Consider the following 14,787-nt stretch of genomic DNA (forward strand, 5'->3'; position numbering starts at 1 on the left):
CGTCGCGGGCCGCGTCCACGAGCTCCGCGGCCTTGCGGCGCCGCTCGAGGACGTCCTCCATGCGCGGGCCGTAGCTGCGCAGGAGCCCCTGGAGCTGGGACATCCGCGCCTGCATGCGCTCGAGCGAGTCCTGGTCGAAGTCGAGGGAGTCGCGGTAGCGCCTGAGCTCCGAGGCCACGTCCTCCACGTCGATGAGGCTGGACTCGAGCCGGGAGGCAAAGCCCTCGAGCCGCTCGTCGTAGGCCGCCGCGTCCCTGAGCTCGGACACCGCGGAGGCGAGCGCGTCAGAGACGCCCTCGTCCCCCAGGATGGACTCGTGCGCCCCTCCGGCCGCCCTGAGCAGGGACTCCGAGTGCTCCGCCATGGGGAGCTGCTGCTCGAGCTCCTCGAGCTCCCCCTCCGCGGGCCCCACCTCGTCTATGCGCCTGAGGACGAAGGAGGCCTCGTCCACGCGCCCGTCCGCGGAGCGGCTCATCTCGACCACGCGCTCGAGCTCCGCCTTCGCGGCGCGGGCGTCCCTGAGAGCCTGCGCGTAGGACTCCCGCGCGCTCGTCACGCCCTCCCCCGCCCAGCCGTCCAGGAGGTCGACGTGGCTTGCCACCTGGAGGAGCCTCTGGTGCTCGTGCTGCCCGCAGAGGTCGATGCTCGAGCCCACCCCCTCGGCGAGCTCTCGCACCGAGGCCATGCGGCCGTCCAGCTGCACCCTGCCGCGGCCGCTCGACTCGACCTGGCGCCTCACCACGACGCCGTCCCCATCGCCGCCCGTGAGGAAGAGCCTGCCTTCGACGACCAGGCAGTCGCTCCCCTCGCGCACGGCGCCGGCGTCCGCCCGCTCGCCCATGAGCAGCTTGATGGACGAGAGCAGCGCGGACTTGCCCGTGCCCGTCTCGCCCGTGAGGACGGTGAGGCCCGCCGCGGGCTCGATGGTGGCGTCGTGGATGAGCGCCACGTCCTGCACGTGGAGCTGGTCGATCATCAGCGGTTCTCCCCGTAGAACACGCGCGAGACCGACTGGTAGAAGCTCTTCGAGCTGCGGTCCAGGAGGATGATGTCGCCCGGGCCGCGCCTCACGGTGGCGCGCACGCCGCGCGGGCCGCAGTCCATGGGCTGTCCGTCGGAGAAGAAGAGGCGCTCGGCATGGCGCTCGGGGCTGATCGCGATCTCCACGACGTCGGAGGGCGCCGTGAGGAAGGCGCGGGCCCTGATGGAGTGCGGCGCCACGGGCACGCAGACCATGCCCGAGAACTCTGGCGTGACGATGGGTCCGCCCGCCGCGAGGGCGTAGCCCGTGGACCCGGTGGCCGTCGCCACCACGAAGCCGTCCCCCCTCAGGCGCTCGATGTGGTGCCCCGAGACCGCCACGTCGAACTCGATCATGTCCCCCCTCACGCCATGCGTGAGCGAGAGGTCGTTGAGCGCGAAGGAGCGCTTCGACTCTATGCTGCCGTCCGGCAGCTCGAACTCGACCTCGATGTCCAGGGTCGCGCGATGGGACGCGTGGAGCTCGCCCGCGAGGGCGTCCGCCACCGTCTCGATCATGTTGGATGGGCCGCCCGCCGTGAGGAAGCCCAGGTGCCCGTACGAGAGACCGAGGAGGGGTATCTCCTGGTAGCCCACGATGCGTGACGCCCTCAGCAGCGTTCCGTCGCCTCCGAGCGAGACGACCAGGTCCACGCCCTCGGTGCTCACCACGCAACCGGGGAAGAGCTTCTTGTCGTGGGCCCACTGCAGCTCGACGCCCTCCCCCTCGAGCCACGCCGCAAGGCGGCTGGCGCCCTCCATGGCCTCGGGACGGGAGTAGTTGGGAACGAGCAGCACCTTCATCCTTGACACCCCTCATTTGGAACGCGTGTTCGGTCTTTGCAAGAGTGTAGCACGGAGCCGGAGCGCCTATCCAGTCGCACCGAGACCGGGCGCGCGGTCGGCGTGCCGCGTGCCCGGCGCGTCCCACGCGACGCCGGCGGCGCGCGCCGTCTCGGCAACGACGCCGGCGAGGTCCAGCTCCGCAGGCGACGTGCCGCGCGTGCCCAGCAGCAGGAACTCCCTGTTGCCCTTGTGTCCGGCGATGGGACTCGCGCAGCAGCCACGAGGGGCGAGGCCCCTCTCCTCGAAGGCGGAGGCGACCTTGGCAAGCGCCCAAAGCCATACCCCGGGGTCGCCCACGACGCCGCCCTCCCCCACCTGGGAGCGCGTGGCCTCGAACTGTGGCTTGACCAGCGTGAGGAAGGAGCCCTCGGGCGAGAGGAGCTCGCACACGGCGGGCAGCACGGTCGTGACCGAGGTGAACGAGACGTCACAGACCGCGAGGTCGACACGCCCCGCGCGCTCGGGCGAGGGGACGTCCACGATGTTGGTGCGCTCGAGGAGGGTGACGCGGGGGTCCTGGCGCAGCGTCCAGTCGAACTGCGCGTAGCCCACGTCCACGGAGAGCACGCTCGCGGCGCCGCGCTTGAGCAGGCAGTCGGTGAAGCCACCGGTCGAGCAGCCCACGTCCAGGCAGGCGAGCCCGGTTGGGTCGACCCCGAAGGCGTCGAGGCCGCGCTCGAGCTTGAGGCCGCCGCGGCCCACGTAGGCGATGTGACCCCTCACGTGGAGGGGCGCGTCGGGCGCGAGGAGCTCGCCGGCATGGTCGAGCCTCCGGTCGCTGGTGCTGACGTCGCCCGCGAGGATGGAACGCAGGGCGTCCTGCGCGTTGGAGAAGAGGCCCCTCTCCACCAGGAGCTGGTCAAGGCGGCGACGGCCCCGGCCCATGCTAGTCCCCGCTGGTGGTCGGCCCTGCCTGCCCGTCACCCGCCGCCTGGGGCGCGTGGGAATCGGCAAGCTGGGCCTGCTCGCGCGCGGAGAAGTCCGTCGCGTCGACCAGGTCCACCGCCTTGGAGCCCAGGGCTATGGCCTCGTCGAAGAGGTCGAGCGAGCGCTCGAGGGAGGTCTCCTTGTCACGGACCAGGTCTATAATCTGGTCGAGGCGTCCGCTGATGTCCTCGAAGGACTCGTACGCGGAGGTGTCCGGCTTCGCCATGGCCTACTCTGCTTCGACGGTCTGGGGTTCGGGGACCTCGGACTCCGCAGGAGCCTCCGGCTGGGGCTCAGCCGCAGCCTCGGAGTCGACGCCGTTCTCGCCTGGCCGGGCATCGGCCTCGCCGGAGTCGGCCCGGTCGGGGCCACCCTCGTCCTCCGCCTCTCCAGCCTCCACGAGCTCGGCGTCTGCCGCCTCGGCATGCCGGCGTTCCTCCTCCGCGCGGCGGGAGAGTTCCTCATGGGCGTCCGCGACCACGTCGCGACCCGCCTCCATGCGAGAGGCGACGCGGCCGAGAAGGCCGTTCACGAAGCGCGAGGACTCGTCGGTACCGTAGGCCTTCGCCAGTTCGACGGACTCGTCGATTGCCACGGCGGTCGCAACCTCGTCGACCTCGAGCATCTCGTACAGGGCGATGCGCAGGAGGTTGCGGTCGACGGCGGGCATGCGCGAGAGCCTCCAGTTGGAGGAGGTCGCGTCGATGACGGCGTCGAGGTCGGAGCGCATGTCGTCCGCCCCGCGCGCGAGGCGCTCGCCGAAGGGGTCGAGGGGGCCGTCCGAGAGCGAGTAGTCGCCCTCGAGGACCTCATAGACCGTGCGGCCAGTGGCCTCGGCCTGGAACAGAAGCTGCAGGGCCTGGCTGCGCGCAGTGGTGCGCGGACCGAAGTGCATGTTGGACAACGCTACTCCTTGGGAAATACGAGGCTGTCGATGCAGACGTCGACCGCCGCGACCTGGACGCCGACCTGCTCGGTGATGGCGGCGGCGACGGCCTCGCGAACGGCGGCGGCGAGCTGGGTGAAGGGGTACCCGTAGAAGACGGCCAGGTGGACGGAGACCCTGAGCTCGTCGTCCTCGACGCTGGACTCGACGGCCTGCGCCGCGGGAACGCTGCTGCGGGTGAAGACGGAGACCAAGCTGGAGGCGATGTCGTTGCCGCCCACGCGCACGACGCCCTCGACCTTTTCGGCCGCCAGGGTGACGATGGTCGAGACGACGTTCCGCGAGATGCCGATTCCAGAGATGAAGAGTTCGCTGTCTGCCATGGGAAGTCCTTTCGGGAGGGACGCTCCGTCGAATCCGTTTGCGACGCTCACGGGACCAGTATAGACGTTGGGCATGGCCGGGTGCCGTCGCCCACGAAGCCGCCGCGGGGACACGACGCCGGCACGCCGTTCGCGCGGGCAGGACGGGTGTCCGGTCGGACACGGGCATGCCGGACATGGAAGCCAACGCGCGGTCCCGGCCCTAAAGCGCGGGACCCACGTGCCGCTCGCACGCGGGTCCCGAAGGGGGCATGCCTGGGGGGCGCTAGACGCGCGAGACGAACTTGCCGTCGCGGGTGTCGACCTTGATGACCTCGCCCTGGTTCAGGTACATGGGGACCTGGATGGTTGCGCCGGTCTCGATGGTGGCGGGCTTGGTGCCGCCCTGGACGGTGTCGCCCTTGAAGCCGGGGTCGGTCTCGGTGATCTCGACCTCGATGAACATGGGCGGGTTCACGCCCAGGAGCTCGGTGTCGGCGTAGAGGAGCTGGCAGGTGTCGTTCTCCTTGAGCCACTGGGCGTTGTCGCCGATGTAGGAGGGGTCGACGGGGATCTGCTCGTACGACTCGTTGTCCATGAAGACGTAGGCGACGCCGTCGTTGTAGAGGTACTGCATCTCGCGGGTGATGAGCTGGACGCTCTCGAACTTGGTGCCGGCGTTGACCGTCTGGTTGTTGATGGTCTTGCCGCTCTTGAGGTCCTTGATGGTGTAGCGGACGAAGGCACCGCCCTTGCCGGGCTTGACGTGCTGGAACTCGACAAGGGTGTAGTACTTGCCGTTGATCTTGAGGCCCATGCCGTTCTTGAAGTCTGCGGTGCTGATGGTTGCCACGTGTCTCTCCTTCTCGCCTGCGCCCGCAAGCGCGAGGCGCGGGCTCCTAGTCATATGCGCAGGCAGTATAGCGCAGGGCGGGCTGTCGGCAGATGCTCCTGCCTGGGGCTTCACACAGCCAACAGCTGGCATCGCGACAGTTGGGGCGCCGTCGCGTGCGGCCTGGCGCACGCGCCACTCGCCCGGCATGCCGTCACGCACACCGCAGCACCACCATGCACGTAGCCGCGCACGCTGCGGCGCCATCATGCACGTAGCCGAGCACGTCCCGCACCACCGCGCACGTCGTCACGCACGCCGCGAGCGTTCTCCACGCGCGAACGCACAACGCGTGAATCCTCCACGCGCGAGCGCACAAGCTCCCAAGGCGGCAACTGGGCAAACGCCGAGGCGCGTGTGCGTTGGAGCGTGAAGGATGAAATGAGCGTGCGTTGGAGCGTGCACGGTGAGGCGGGCGTGCGCAACGGCGTGGACGACGCGCCAGATGTGCGCTTTGGCGTGAGTGACAAGACGACACGTGCGTTGACGCGTGCTCGATGAGACTGCGCGTGCGTTGGAGCGTGCACGGTGAGGCGGGCGTGCGCAGGCGCGTGGACGACGAAGGCGAGAGGCGCAGCCGCCCGCCCGTACGCCCACGCGACGCGCGACGGCGCTACTTCCCGGTGACGTCCCTGAACAGGCGCCGCACGCCTAGCCCGACCACGTCCAGGAAGCTCGGCGACCTCACAAGACGGTCCTCCCCCACGTACGGCCGCATCGCGCGCAGCGTGGCCTTGTTGTCCCTCGTGGAGAACGAGAAGCTGCCGTTCGTCTTCGTGAACACCGCGAAGCGCGAGATCCACCTGCCACCCAGCATCACGGACGCGGCGACGTGGTCCACCTCGCCCCAGGGAATCTGGACGTAGTCCTCGGCGTTCTTCTCGTTGTAGAACTCGATTGCCTTGTTGCCCACCATGAGGTCCCCGTAGGTGGCGAGCCCATGGTAGGAGGTCGCGCGCACGGCGAGGTCCACGCTGCTGTTCTGCGATTGCGCCATCTTCGGGCTCCGATCGGTCGGGGTCTATTCGTGGCGGCACCCGGGGCGTCCGCCAACCCATGCGTTCCAGTGCCAGCAAGACGCCCGCCGCGATGGGCGTCCCGATGCGTTCCGGTGCCAAGCGAGAGGGGCCCGCCCCTCGGCCGAGAAGGCTCCCTGCCTCCCACAGCCTACTAGGCGCGGCCCCTCGCGTCGAGCGTCACGCCCGCCGTCGCGGGCGTGCTTCCTACATGAAGCCGCAGACGCGGCCGACGATGCCGAAGGCGAACAGCGCGAGGATGATCGCGATGGGCGAGACGTTCTTCTTCAGCAGCTTGCAGCAGAGCAGGGTCAGCAGCACGGCGGCGAGGCCGGGGATGAGCTGGTCGAGGTTCTGCTGGAGGGTGGTCACCTTGGTCGCGTCAAGGCCGTTGACGCCCAGGGCGCTGTACTGCAGGAGGGCGGTCTTGACGCCCTCGGCGCCGGCAGGCAGGTTGGCCCAGTCGATGTAGGCGCCGGCCTGCTGCGGGATCTTCGAGACGATCGGGGTGAACGAGATGGACACCCAGCGCTCGACCAGCGAGCCGATGATGAACATGCCAAGGATGGAAGCGCCCTCGGTGATCCTGCCCAGCATGCCGCCCGAGAGGTCCTGCGCGATGGAGGCGCCGGCCTTGTAGCCGAACTCCTGCGTGTAGTACTCGAACGCAAGGCGGATGACGTTCCAGAGGACGAAGAACAGGATGGGTCCCAGGATGTTGCCCGAGAGCGCCAGGGAGGCACCGAGGGCACCCAGGATGGGGCGCACGGTGAACCAGAACACGGGGTCACCGACGCCGGCCAGCGGTCCCATCATGCCGACCTTGACGCCCTGGACGGTGGCGTCGTCGATGGGCTCGCCGTTGGCGCGGCCCTCCTCGAGCGCCAGGGTGACGCCCATGACCGGGGAGGAGACGTACGGGTGGGTGTTATAGAACTCCAGGTGGCGCTTGAGGGCTGCGACCTGGTCATCCTTGTTGGGATACAGGGCCTTGATGGCCGGGATGATGGAGTAGCACCATCCGCCGTTCTGCATGCGCTCGTAGTTCCAGGAGCCCTGGAGGAACTGGTGGCGCCACGCGACCGCCTTGCGGTCTTTGGCGCTGAGCGTGATCTTCTCTTCTGCCATTTGTCTTCACACTCCCTTGGGGCCTAGTAGTTGTTCAGGATGTCGCCGAGAGGGTCGCCCGAGCCGCCGGCGCCGCCACCCTGGGTGGCAAGCTCCTTGAGGCCGAGGTAGATCAGGGCGAGGGAGACGCCGATGGCGCCGAGGGCGATGAGCGTGAGCTGGCTGATGGCGGCGAGGACGAAGCCCAGGGCGAAGAAGGGCCAGACCTCCTTGGTGGCCATCATGTTGATGACCATGGCGTAGCCCACGGCGGCGACCATGCCGCCGCCGACGGCCATGCCGCCGGACAGCCATGCGGGCATGGCGTTGAGGGCGTTGGTCACGGCCTCGGCGGGGATGACGCAGAGCGCGGCGGCCGGGATGGCGATGCGCAGGCCCTGCATGATGATGCCGGCGAACTGCCAGCGCTCGATGGCGCCAAAGTCGGCGCGCTCGGCGGCCTGGTCCATGGCGTGGACCATGCCGGTGGCCAGCGTGCGGGCGATCATCGTGAGGAAGAGGCCGGCGACCGACAGGGGGATGGCCAGCGCGATGGAGGCGTTGACGGCCGTGGTGGAGTCGGCGCTGCCGCCCGAGAGGGCGAGCACCATGATGATGGCGGAGGCGACGGAGGCCAGGGCCGCGTCAGGCGCGACGGCGGCGCCGATGTTGGCCCAGCCAAGGGCGATCATCTGGAGCGAGCCGCCCAGGAGGATGCCCTCGGTGGGATAGCCCGTGACGATTCCGATAAGGGTGCAGGCGACGAGCGGCTGGTGGAACTGCCACTGGTCGAGGATGCCTTCCATGCCCGCGAAGAACGCGACGATGACGACGAGCAGGATCGTGATTGGCGACATATTCCCTCCTTCTTACTTGGTCTGGGCGGCAAGCTCGGACTTTGCCTTCTTCATGATGGCGTCAAAGGGCTCGGCGGAGTCGGCGGGCACCTTGCGCACGTCGAACTCGATGCCGTGGCCGGCGAGCTTCTCGAGCGTCTCGACATCGTCCTCGCCCATGGCGATGGCGTTGGTCACGACGACCTTGCCCACCGAGTGGGCCATGGAGCCGAGGTTGACCTTCTTGATGTCGACGCCGCCCTCGACCGCGCGGAGCAGGTCCTGCGGGGTCTCGAAGAGGAGCATCGCCTTGGTGGCACCGAAGCGCGGGTCCTTGGCGACGTCGATGATCTTCTGGACGGGCACGACGTGCACCTTGACTCCCGGAGGCGCCGCCTGGACGATCATCGTCTTGCGGAGCTGGTCCTTCGAGACGTCGTCGGATACCACGATGATGCGGTCGGGACCGGTCATCTTGGTCCAGGTCGTGGCGACCTGGCCGTGGAGCAGGCGGGTGTCGACGCGCACGAGCACGAACTTGATGTGGCCGTCGCCCAGGACCGTCCCCTCGGGGATGGCGCCCATGGGGGCGGCTGCGGGAGCCGGCGCGGCCACGACGGCCTCCGCGGGCTGCAGGGACTCGGGCTTGACCTTGACACCGCCCTTGGCCTCGGGATAGATCTCCTTGGCCACGTCGGCTGCGGTCTCGGCCGCCATGCGGGAGCCATACGCCGAGACGAGCATGGGCAGGCTGAGGCCGGTCACCGCGACCCAATCCTCCTTGCCCTCCTCCTCAAGCAGACGCGAGGTCTGGTTGAAGGGAGTGCCTCCCCAGAGGTCGACCAGGAACAGGACGTGGTCCTGGTCTTCGAGCTTAGCGACCGCTTCGAGCAGCTTGGCGTGATAGTCGTCCGGCCCCATGTCGGGGGTCAGGGCGACCGCCTCGACGCTCTCCTGGGGACCAAAGATCATCTGTCCCGACTCCTTGATGCCCGTGCAGAGCCCGCCGTGGCTTGCCAAAATGATGCCTACCATCGCTTACCTCCTTCGCCTTTCTTGTACTTCCTTGCCTACAGGTCCCGTGCGACGCGACTCGTCTCAGGTCAACTTGCCGAAGCCACCCGCACGTACATCGCACAAAACAAAATTATATTGTTTTGTGGTTTTCCTTTGACGAGCTGCCGTTCGTCGAACGCTAACTTGTTTGAACAACAATACATATACAGACGTAGACAGTGCGAACGAATCAGATTTAATTTTTGGGTCAAGATGCCGTCCACCTATATCTTCTTGACTTTGCGGAACATTGCCAGTTTTTTTCTCGCCCAAAATGCCCACCTTTGGGCCCTGGCCTGTCCCTTTGGCACCCACGCGGTCCGTCTGGCACCTACAATCGGCTGGTACGCAAACACGAGGCCCAAGGCGAAGGGAGCCCGTGCCATGCAGAGGGGAGACCCATCCATGCTCCAGCAAAGCGAGAGCGGCGTCGCGCACGAGGTCGAGACCGCAAGCGACCGCCTGAGGCTGGTCATGGGCGACGAGGCCCTGGCGCGCGTGCAGGCGAGCCGCGTCATGGTGCTGGGGCTGGGTGGCGTGGGCTCCAACTGCGCGGAGGCGCTCGCACGAGGCGGCGTAGGCTCCCTCGTGCTGGTGGACCGCGATGTGGTGGCCCCCAGCAACCTCAACCGGCAGGCCGTGGCATGGCAGCACACGCTGGGCCAGCCCAAGAGCGAGGTCATGGAGCACCTCGTGCGCGACATCAACCCCGACTGCCAGGTCACGGCCCTCAACGCCTTCCTGGGCAAGGACGGCCTGACCGACGCGCTCGCCGCCCTCCCCCGCCCCGACTGCGTCGTGGACGCCATCGACACCGTGTCGCAGAAGCTGGCCATCGCCCGCTGGTGCCAGGACGAGGGCATCCCCCTCCTCTCCAGCATGGGAGGGGCGAACAAGCTCAACCCCTGCCGTCTGCGCTTCTCGACCATAGAGAGGACGGACGTGGACCCCATAGCGCGCGTGATGCGCAAGGAGTGCCGCAAGCGCGGCATACGCGGCCTCAGGGTCCTCTATTCCGACGAGCCGCCCATCCCCGTCGAGGGTGGCACCGGCCCCGACGGCAGGCGAGACCGCAGCCGCTCCATACTGGGGACCATGAGCTACCTGCCCCCCATCATGGGCCAGATGATCGCCGGACGGGTGATCTGCGACCTCGCGGGGCTCTCCAACGAGCTCGACCACCAGGGCTGGCGCTAGCGTGGGCTGGCGGCTGGTAGACACGCACTGCCACCTCGACCTCATGTCCAACGCGCGCGAGGTGGCCGTGGAGGCCGAGGGGCTCGGCCTGGCCATCCTCGCCTGCAGCGTGACGCCGGAGGGCTACCTGCGAGCGCGCGAGGAGCTCAAAGACGCCCCCAACGTCCGTCTCGCCGTGGGGGCGCATCCCTGGTGGGTGGCGGACGGCCGCATGACGGACGCCGACGTCGCGCTGGCGGCACGGCTCGCCAGCCAGGAGGGCTTCGTGGGCGAGATAGGCATGGACCTCTCGCCTGCCCACGTCGACCTGGGAAGCGAGGCACGCCAGCTCGCGTCCCTCGAGCGCGTCTGCGCCGCAGCCGCATCGGGGCCCGGTCCGGACGGCAGGCTGCGCGTGCTCTCGATCCACTCCGTGAGGTGCGCCGGCACGGTGCTCGACGTCCTGGAGCGCACGCGCGCCCTCGAGCGCTGCGCCTGCGTCTTCCACTGGTTCAGCGGCACGAGCGACGAGCTGCACCGCGCCGTGAAGGCGGGCTGCTGGTTCTCGGTCAACGAGATGATGCTCGCCACCAGGCGCGGCCGCGAGTACGCCCGACAGCTGCCCGAGGGCAGGCTCCTCACCGAGACGGACCTCCCACCCACGGAGGGCAAGCCCTTCTCGGCCGCCAAGATAGCCGCCTCGCTCGAGCGGACGCTGGACCAGCTCGAGGGAATACGCGGGCGAGACGTGCGCGAGGCCTGCGCCGCCAACGCGACGGAGCTGCTGGGGTTGAGCTAGACGCGCGGCGGCGCGAACGCACGGCAGCCGAGCCCGTGCTAGACGCGCGGCGGCGCAAAAAGGGAGAGAGGCGCACAGACCACAGCCGGTTTGCGCGCCTCTCAAGAAATACCTGCTAAAACGCAAGCTCGCGCGCAGACCACGGCTGGTTTGCGCGCGAGCGGACCACGTGTCCTACACCGCGCGGTGCTTGCCCGCGTCCTCGCGCACGACGCGAGGCAACGTGCCGCCGCCCACCGACTCGGGCGTCACGACGACCTTGGTGATGTCCAGGTCGCTCGGCAGGTCGAACATCGTCTGCTGCAGCGTGGACTCGCAGATCGCACGCAGGCCGCGCGCACCGGTGCCGCGCTCTATGGCCTGCCGCGCCATCTCGCGCAGGGCCGCGTCCTCGAACTCGAGCTCGACGCCCTCGATCTGGAACATGCGACGGTACTGCTTCACGATGGCGTTGCGCGGCTCGGTGAGGATGCGCACCAGGTCGTCCTCGGTGAGCTCGTGGGTCGAGGTAATCACGGGGATGCGGCCGACGAACTCGGGAATCATGCCAAACTTGTGCAGGTCCTGGGGCATGACCGCGGCCATGAGCTCGTCCTGGTTCTCCTCCGTCTTCCGGGAGAGCTCGGCGTTGAAGCCGATGCCCTTCTTGCCTATGCGGTCGGCCACGATCTTGTCCAGGCCCACGAAGGCGCCGCCGCAGATGAAGAGGATGTTCCTGGTGTCGATGTGGATGAGCTCCTGCTGGGGGTGCTTGCGCCCTCCCTGCGGGGGCACGCTGGCGATGGTGCCCTCCAGGATCTTGAGCAGCGCCTGCTGCACGCCCTCGCCGGAGACGTCTCGGGTGATGGAGAGGTTCTCGGCCTTGCGGGCGATCTTGTCGATCTCGTCGATGTAGACGATGCCCAGCTGGGCCCTCTCCACATCGCCATCGGCGGCGGCGATAAGCTTGAGCAGGATGTTCTCCACGTCCTCGCCCACGTAGCCGGCCTCGGTGAGGGTCGTGGCGTCGGCGATGGCGAAGGGCACCTCGAGGAAGCGCGCCAGGGTCTGCGCCAGCAGGGTCTTGCCCGTGCCGGTGGGGCCCAACAGCAGGATGTTGCTCTTGGCGAGCTCCACTCGCTCCTCGTCCTCGCTCGTCACGTCGTCGCCGGACACGATGCGGCGGTAGTGGTTGTAGACGGCCACGCTCATCGCGCGCTTGGCCTCCTCCTGGCCCATCACGTACTGCGACAGCTCGTCGTAGATGTCGTGCGGGGTCGGGAGGTTCTGTATGGGGCCCTGGGCGAGGTCGAACTGGTCGAAGTCGCCCTCAGGCACGAAGTCCTCGTCGTTCTCTGCCATGATGTCGGCGCACTCGCTGACGCACTCGTCGCAGATGAAGACCCCGTTGGGCCCCTGGACGAGCTTGCGCACCTGGCTGCGGGTCTTGCCGCAGAACGAGCAGCGCATCTCGGGTGGGTTGTTGTCTATCGCCATCTGGCCTCTCCTCGAAGGGCGCGTCGCGCCCGCTTGCTACTCCGCCTGCTCCATGCGCGATGCGATGACCTTGTCCACCAGGCCGTACTCGCGTGCCTCCTCGGCGCGCATGTAGTTGTCGCGCTCGGTGTCGGCGTTGATCTTCTCGATGGGCTGGCCCGTGTTCTGGGACAGGATCTCGTTCAGGCGGTTGCGGATCCAGCGGGTCTCGTCCGCCGCGATCTGAATGTCCGTCTGCTGGCCCTGGGCGCCCGAGCTGGGCTGGTGGATGAGCACCATGGAGTTGGGCAGCGCCATGCGCTTGCCCTTGGCGCCGGCCGAGAGGAGCACGGCGCCCATGGAGGCGGCCATGCCCACGCAGATGGTGGACACGTCGGGCTTGATGAAGTTCATGGTGTCGAGGATGCCCAGGCCAGCGTACACGTCGCCGCCGGGCGAGTCGATGTAGAGCGAGATGTCCTTGTCGGGGTCCTGGCTCTCGAGGTGGAGGAGCTGGGCGATCACGAGGTTGGCGCTGTCGCGCGTGACCTCCTCGCCCAGGAAGACGATGCGGTCGTTGAGCAGGCGCGAGTAGATATCGTAGCTGCGCTCGCCGCGCGGGGTCTGCTCGACCACGTACGGGATGAGGGGGATGTTGGTGGGGTTGATCATGTCTCTCCTAACCTAGAGGAATGCGCTCCGAGAGTTGGTACCCCCGGAGCGCATCTACTAGTCGTGGGTCGCGCGAATGCGGAGGGGGCGTGGGGCAACTCCGAGCCTGCCCTCCCCCGCCGCGGCGGCTGCTACTCGCCGGACTCCTCGTCCTTCTTGGCGCGGGCCTCGGCGATCTCGTCGACCTCGGTCACGGTGGCGTTCTCGCTCAGCCACTTCACGGCCTTGGTGCGGCGGATGGACTCGCGGATGGCGGGCATCTGGCCGCTCTTGGTGAACTCGTCGATGGAGGCGTCGACGTCGTCCACGCCGGCGCGCTCGAACTCGGCGCGCACGTCCTCCTCGGTGGCCTTGAGCTCGAGCTTGGCGGCCAGGGCGTCGAGGGCCAGCGACTGGCGGGCGCGCTCGGCGGCCTGCTCGTGCAGGTCGGCGAGGAAGTCCTCGCTCTTGATCTGGCGCGCGGCGAGGTACATGTCAAGCGACATGCCCTGGCGCTGCAGCTGGCCCAGGACCTCGTTGGCCAGCTCGGAGAAGACCTGGTTCTGGTAGGCCTCGGGGACCTCCTCCAGGGTGAGGTGCTTGCCGATCTCCTCGACGACGCGGTCCTCCTTGAGGCCGGGGAGGCTGTTCTTCTTGTCGCCCTCGATCTCTTCCTTCACGGCGTCGCGCAGCTCGGCCACGGTGTCGAAGCCGAAGCTCTTCTTGGCGAACTCGTCGTCGAGCTCGGGGGTGACGGACTTCTTGATGCCCTTGAGGGTCACGGTCACGGCGACGTGGTGCTCGTGGTCGTCGTGGGCGCGGGTCCACTCAATGTCCTTGGTCTGGCCCTTGGTCATGCCCACGATGCCGTCGACGAACTCGCTGGGCAGGTAGGCGTTGGAGAGGCCCAGCTGGCGGTCGGTGCCGGCGAGCTCGGGCGCGCCCTCCTTGTTCTGGACGTCGGCCACGATCACGTCGCCGGCGACGACGGCGCGGTCCTCGGTCTCGTCCTCGTAGCTCACGTGGTAGCTGAGGAGCTGCTCGACCTGCATGTCGATCTCGGCCTCCGTGGCCTCCTGGGGAGGCATGTTGATGGCGGGGGCATCGTAGGAGTCGAGCTCGCAGGTGGGGGGAACGCTGACGGTGCAGGTCACGGTGAGGTCCTCGTGCTCGACCACGGTGACGGGGTCGTCGCCGTAGTTGGGACGGTCGACGGGGACGATGTCGAGCTCCTCGAACATCAGGGGCTGCGCCTCGTTCATGACGTCCTCGGTGGCCTGGGCCAGGACGGAGCTGCGGCCCACCATGCTGTCGATGACGGGACGGGGCGCGCGACCGCGGCGGAAGCCCTGGAAGGCGTACTTCTGGGCGATGTCCCTGTAGGTCTGGGCGATTGCCTTGTCGACGTCGGCAGCGGGCACGGTGAGCGTGGCGACTACCTGGTCGTTCTGGGGCCTCTCGGCGGTGACGGTGATGTTCAACGTTCCTCCAGTGTTGTTCTCCTGCTTGGCGGGAGGGCCCGCCTCGCACAGTTCCTCTGCGTCTGCGACGTGGTGCGGGCGAAAGGACTCGAACCTTCACGAGATTTCTCCCACTGGAACCTAAATCCAGCGCGTCTACCAGTTCCGCCACGCCCGCATTAGTCACATGCAATTTATGGATTCTAGCAAAGGCTGCTGGGCGTGTGAGCTGACGTTGCCCGTCTTCACGCAAACGGGGAGAGGGGCGGAGCGTGGCGGAAGCGTTGCAGGACAGCCG

The 14,787-nt window shown here is 68.0% G+C and carries 16 protein-coding genes and 1 tRNA gene; 2 read left to right on the forward strand and 15 right to left on the reverse strand.

Annotated elements, in window-relative coordinates; all coding sequences use genetic code 11:
* The 11 genes from HMPREF1008_RS08420 to HMPREF1008_RS08470 form a co-directional block, all read right to left on the reverse strand.
* The coding region (locus HMPREF1008_RS08420) for an AAA family ATPase (RefSeq protein ID WP_009279438.1) at window positions 1-976 on the reverse strand (976 nt) is incomplete at its 3' end.
* The gene (locus tag HMPREF1008_RS08425; RefSeq protein ID WP_009279439.1) at window positions 976-1,824 is read right to left on the reverse strand and encodes an NAD(+)/NADH kinase; all 849 of its coding nucleotides are present in this window, start codon (window positions 1,822-1,824) and stop codon (window positions 976-978) included. The genes HMPREF1008_RS08420 and HMPREF1008_RS08425, both read right to left, overlap by 1 nt.
* Before the next feature lie 66 nt (window positions 1,825-1,890).
* Window positions 1,891-2,751, reverse strand: a complete 861-nt coding sequence (locus HMPREF1008_RS08430; RefSeq protein WP_009279440.1) for a TlyA family RNA methyltransferase — start codon at window positions 2,749-2,751, stop codon at window positions 1,891-1,893.
* A 1-nt stretch (window position 2,752) separates the two neighbouring features.
* Complete coding sequence (locus HMPREF1008_RS08435; RefSeq protein ID WP_009279441.1) at window positions 2,753-3,019, reverse strand: exodeoxyribonuclease VII small subunit; 267 nt, start codon at window positions 3,017-3,019, stop codon at window positions 2,753-2,755.
* A 3-nt stretch (window positions 3,020-3,022) separates the two neighbouring features.
* Complete coding sequence (gene nusB / locus HMPREF1008_RS08440; RefSeq protein WP_083823536.1) at window positions 3,023-3,688, reverse strand: transcription antitermination factor NusB; 666 nt, start codon at window positions 3,686-3,688, stop codon at window positions 3,023-3,025.
* A gap of 11 nt (window positions 3,689-3,699) precedes the next feature.
* A complete protein-coding gene (locus tag HMPREF1008_RS08445; protein ID WP_009279443.1) occupies window positions 3,700-4,062 on the reverse strand; it encodes an Asp23/Gls24 family envelope stress response protein in 363 nt (120 codons plus the stop codon).
* Between the two features lie 265 nt (window positions 4,063-4,327).
* Window positions 4,328-4,894 (reverse strand): elongation factor P, encoded by a 567-nt coding sequence (gene efp, locus HMPREF1008_RS08450; protein ID WP_009279444.1) that lies wholly within the window; start codon window positions 4,892-4,894, stop codon window positions 4,328-4,330.
* Between the two features lie 652 nt (window positions 4,895-5,546).
* Window positions 5,547-5,930, reverse strand: a complete 384-nt coding sequence (locus tag HMPREF1008_RS08455; RefSeq protein ID WP_009279445.1) for a DUF956 family protein — start codon at window positions 5,928-5,930, stop codon at window positions 5,547-5,549.
* A 226-nt stretch (window positions 5,931-6,156) separates the two neighbouring features.
* Window positions 6,157-7,077 carry a PTS system mannose/fructose/sorbose family transporter subunit IID gene (locus HMPREF1008_RS08460; RefSeq protein WP_009279446.1) on the reverse strand — a complete coding sequence of 307 codons (921 nt, stop codon included), beginning with the start codon at window positions 7,075-7,077 and terminating at the stop codon, window positions 6,157-6,159.
* Window positions 7,078-7,100: 23 nt separating this feature from the next.
* Complete coding sequence (locus tag HMPREF1008_RS08465) at window positions 7,101-7,913, reverse strand: PTS mannose/fructose/sorbose transporter subunit IIC (RefSeq protein WP_009279447.1); 813 nt, start codon at window positions 7,911-7,913, stop codon at window positions 7,101-7,103.
* A 12-nt stretch (window positions 7,914-7,925) separates the two neighbouring features.
* Entirely contained in the window at window positions 7,926-8,927 is a 1,002-nt protein-coding gene (locus HMPREF1008_RS08470) for a PTS sugar transporter subunit IIB (protein ID WP_009279448.1), read from the reverse strand.
* A 426-nt stretch (window positions 8,928-9,353) separates the two neighbouring features.
* Here HMPREF1008_RS08470 and HMPREF1008_RS08475 point away from each other — a divergent pair, with 426 nt between their 5' ends.
* Both HMPREF1008_RS08475 and HMPREF1008_RS08480 read left to right on the forward strand, forming a co-directional pair.
* Complete coding sequence (locus tag HMPREF1008_RS08475; RefSeq protein ID WP_198003167.1) at window positions 9,354-10,145, forward strand: ThiF family adenylyltransferase; 792 nt, start codon at window positions 9,354-9,356, stop codon at window positions 10,143-10,145.
* Between the two features lies 1 nt (window position 10,146).
* The gene (locus HMPREF1008_RS08480) at window positions 10,147-10,923 is read left to right on the forward strand and encodes a TatD family hydrolase (RefSeq protein WP_009279450.1); all 777 of its coding nucleotides are present in this window, start codon (window positions 10,147-10,149) and stop codon (window positions 10,921-10,923) included.
* A 174-nt stretch (window positions 10,924-11,097) separates the two neighbouring features.
* Here the strand turns inward: HMPREF1008_RS08480 and clpX are convergent, their stop codons facing one another.
* The 4 genes from clpX to HMPREF1008_RS08500 all read right to left on the reverse strand — a co-directional run bounded on the left by clpX (window position 11,098) and on the right by HMPREF1008_RS08500 (window position 14,667).
* Window positions 11,098-12,399 (reverse strand): ATP-dependent Clp protease ATP-binding subunit ClpX, encoded by a 1,302-nt coding sequence (clpX, locus tag HMPREF1008_RS08485; RefSeq protein ID WP_009279451.1) that lies wholly within the window; start codon window positions 12,397-12,399, stop codon window positions 11,098-11,100.
* 36 nt (window positions 12,400-12,435) lie between these two features.
* Window positions 12,436-13,050 (reverse strand): ATP-dependent Clp protease proteolytic subunit, encoded by a 615-nt coding sequence (locus tag HMPREF1008_RS08490; RefSeq protein WP_009279452.1) that lies wholly within the window; start codon window positions 13,048-13,050, stop codon window positions 12,436-12,438.
* A gap of 131 nt (window positions 13,051-13,181) precedes the next feature.
* Window positions 13,182-14,510 (reverse strand): trigger factor, encoded by a 1,329-nt coding sequence (gene tig / locus HMPREF1008_RS08495; protein ID WP_009279453.1) that lies wholly within the window; start codon window positions 14,508-14,510, stop codon window positions 13,182-13,184.
* 70 nt (window positions 14,511-14,580) lie between these two features.
* Window positions 14,581-14,667 (reverse strand) — tRNA-Leu (locus tag HMPREF1008_RS08500).
* Window positions 14,668-14,787: the final 120 nt, after the last annotated feature.

This window comes from Olsenella sp. oral taxon 809 str. F0356 (assembly GCF_000233535.1).
GTDB classification, from domain to species: domain Bacteria; phylum Actinomycetota; class Coriobacteriia; order Coriobacteriales; family Atopobiaceae; genus Olsenella_I; species Olsenella_I phocaeensis.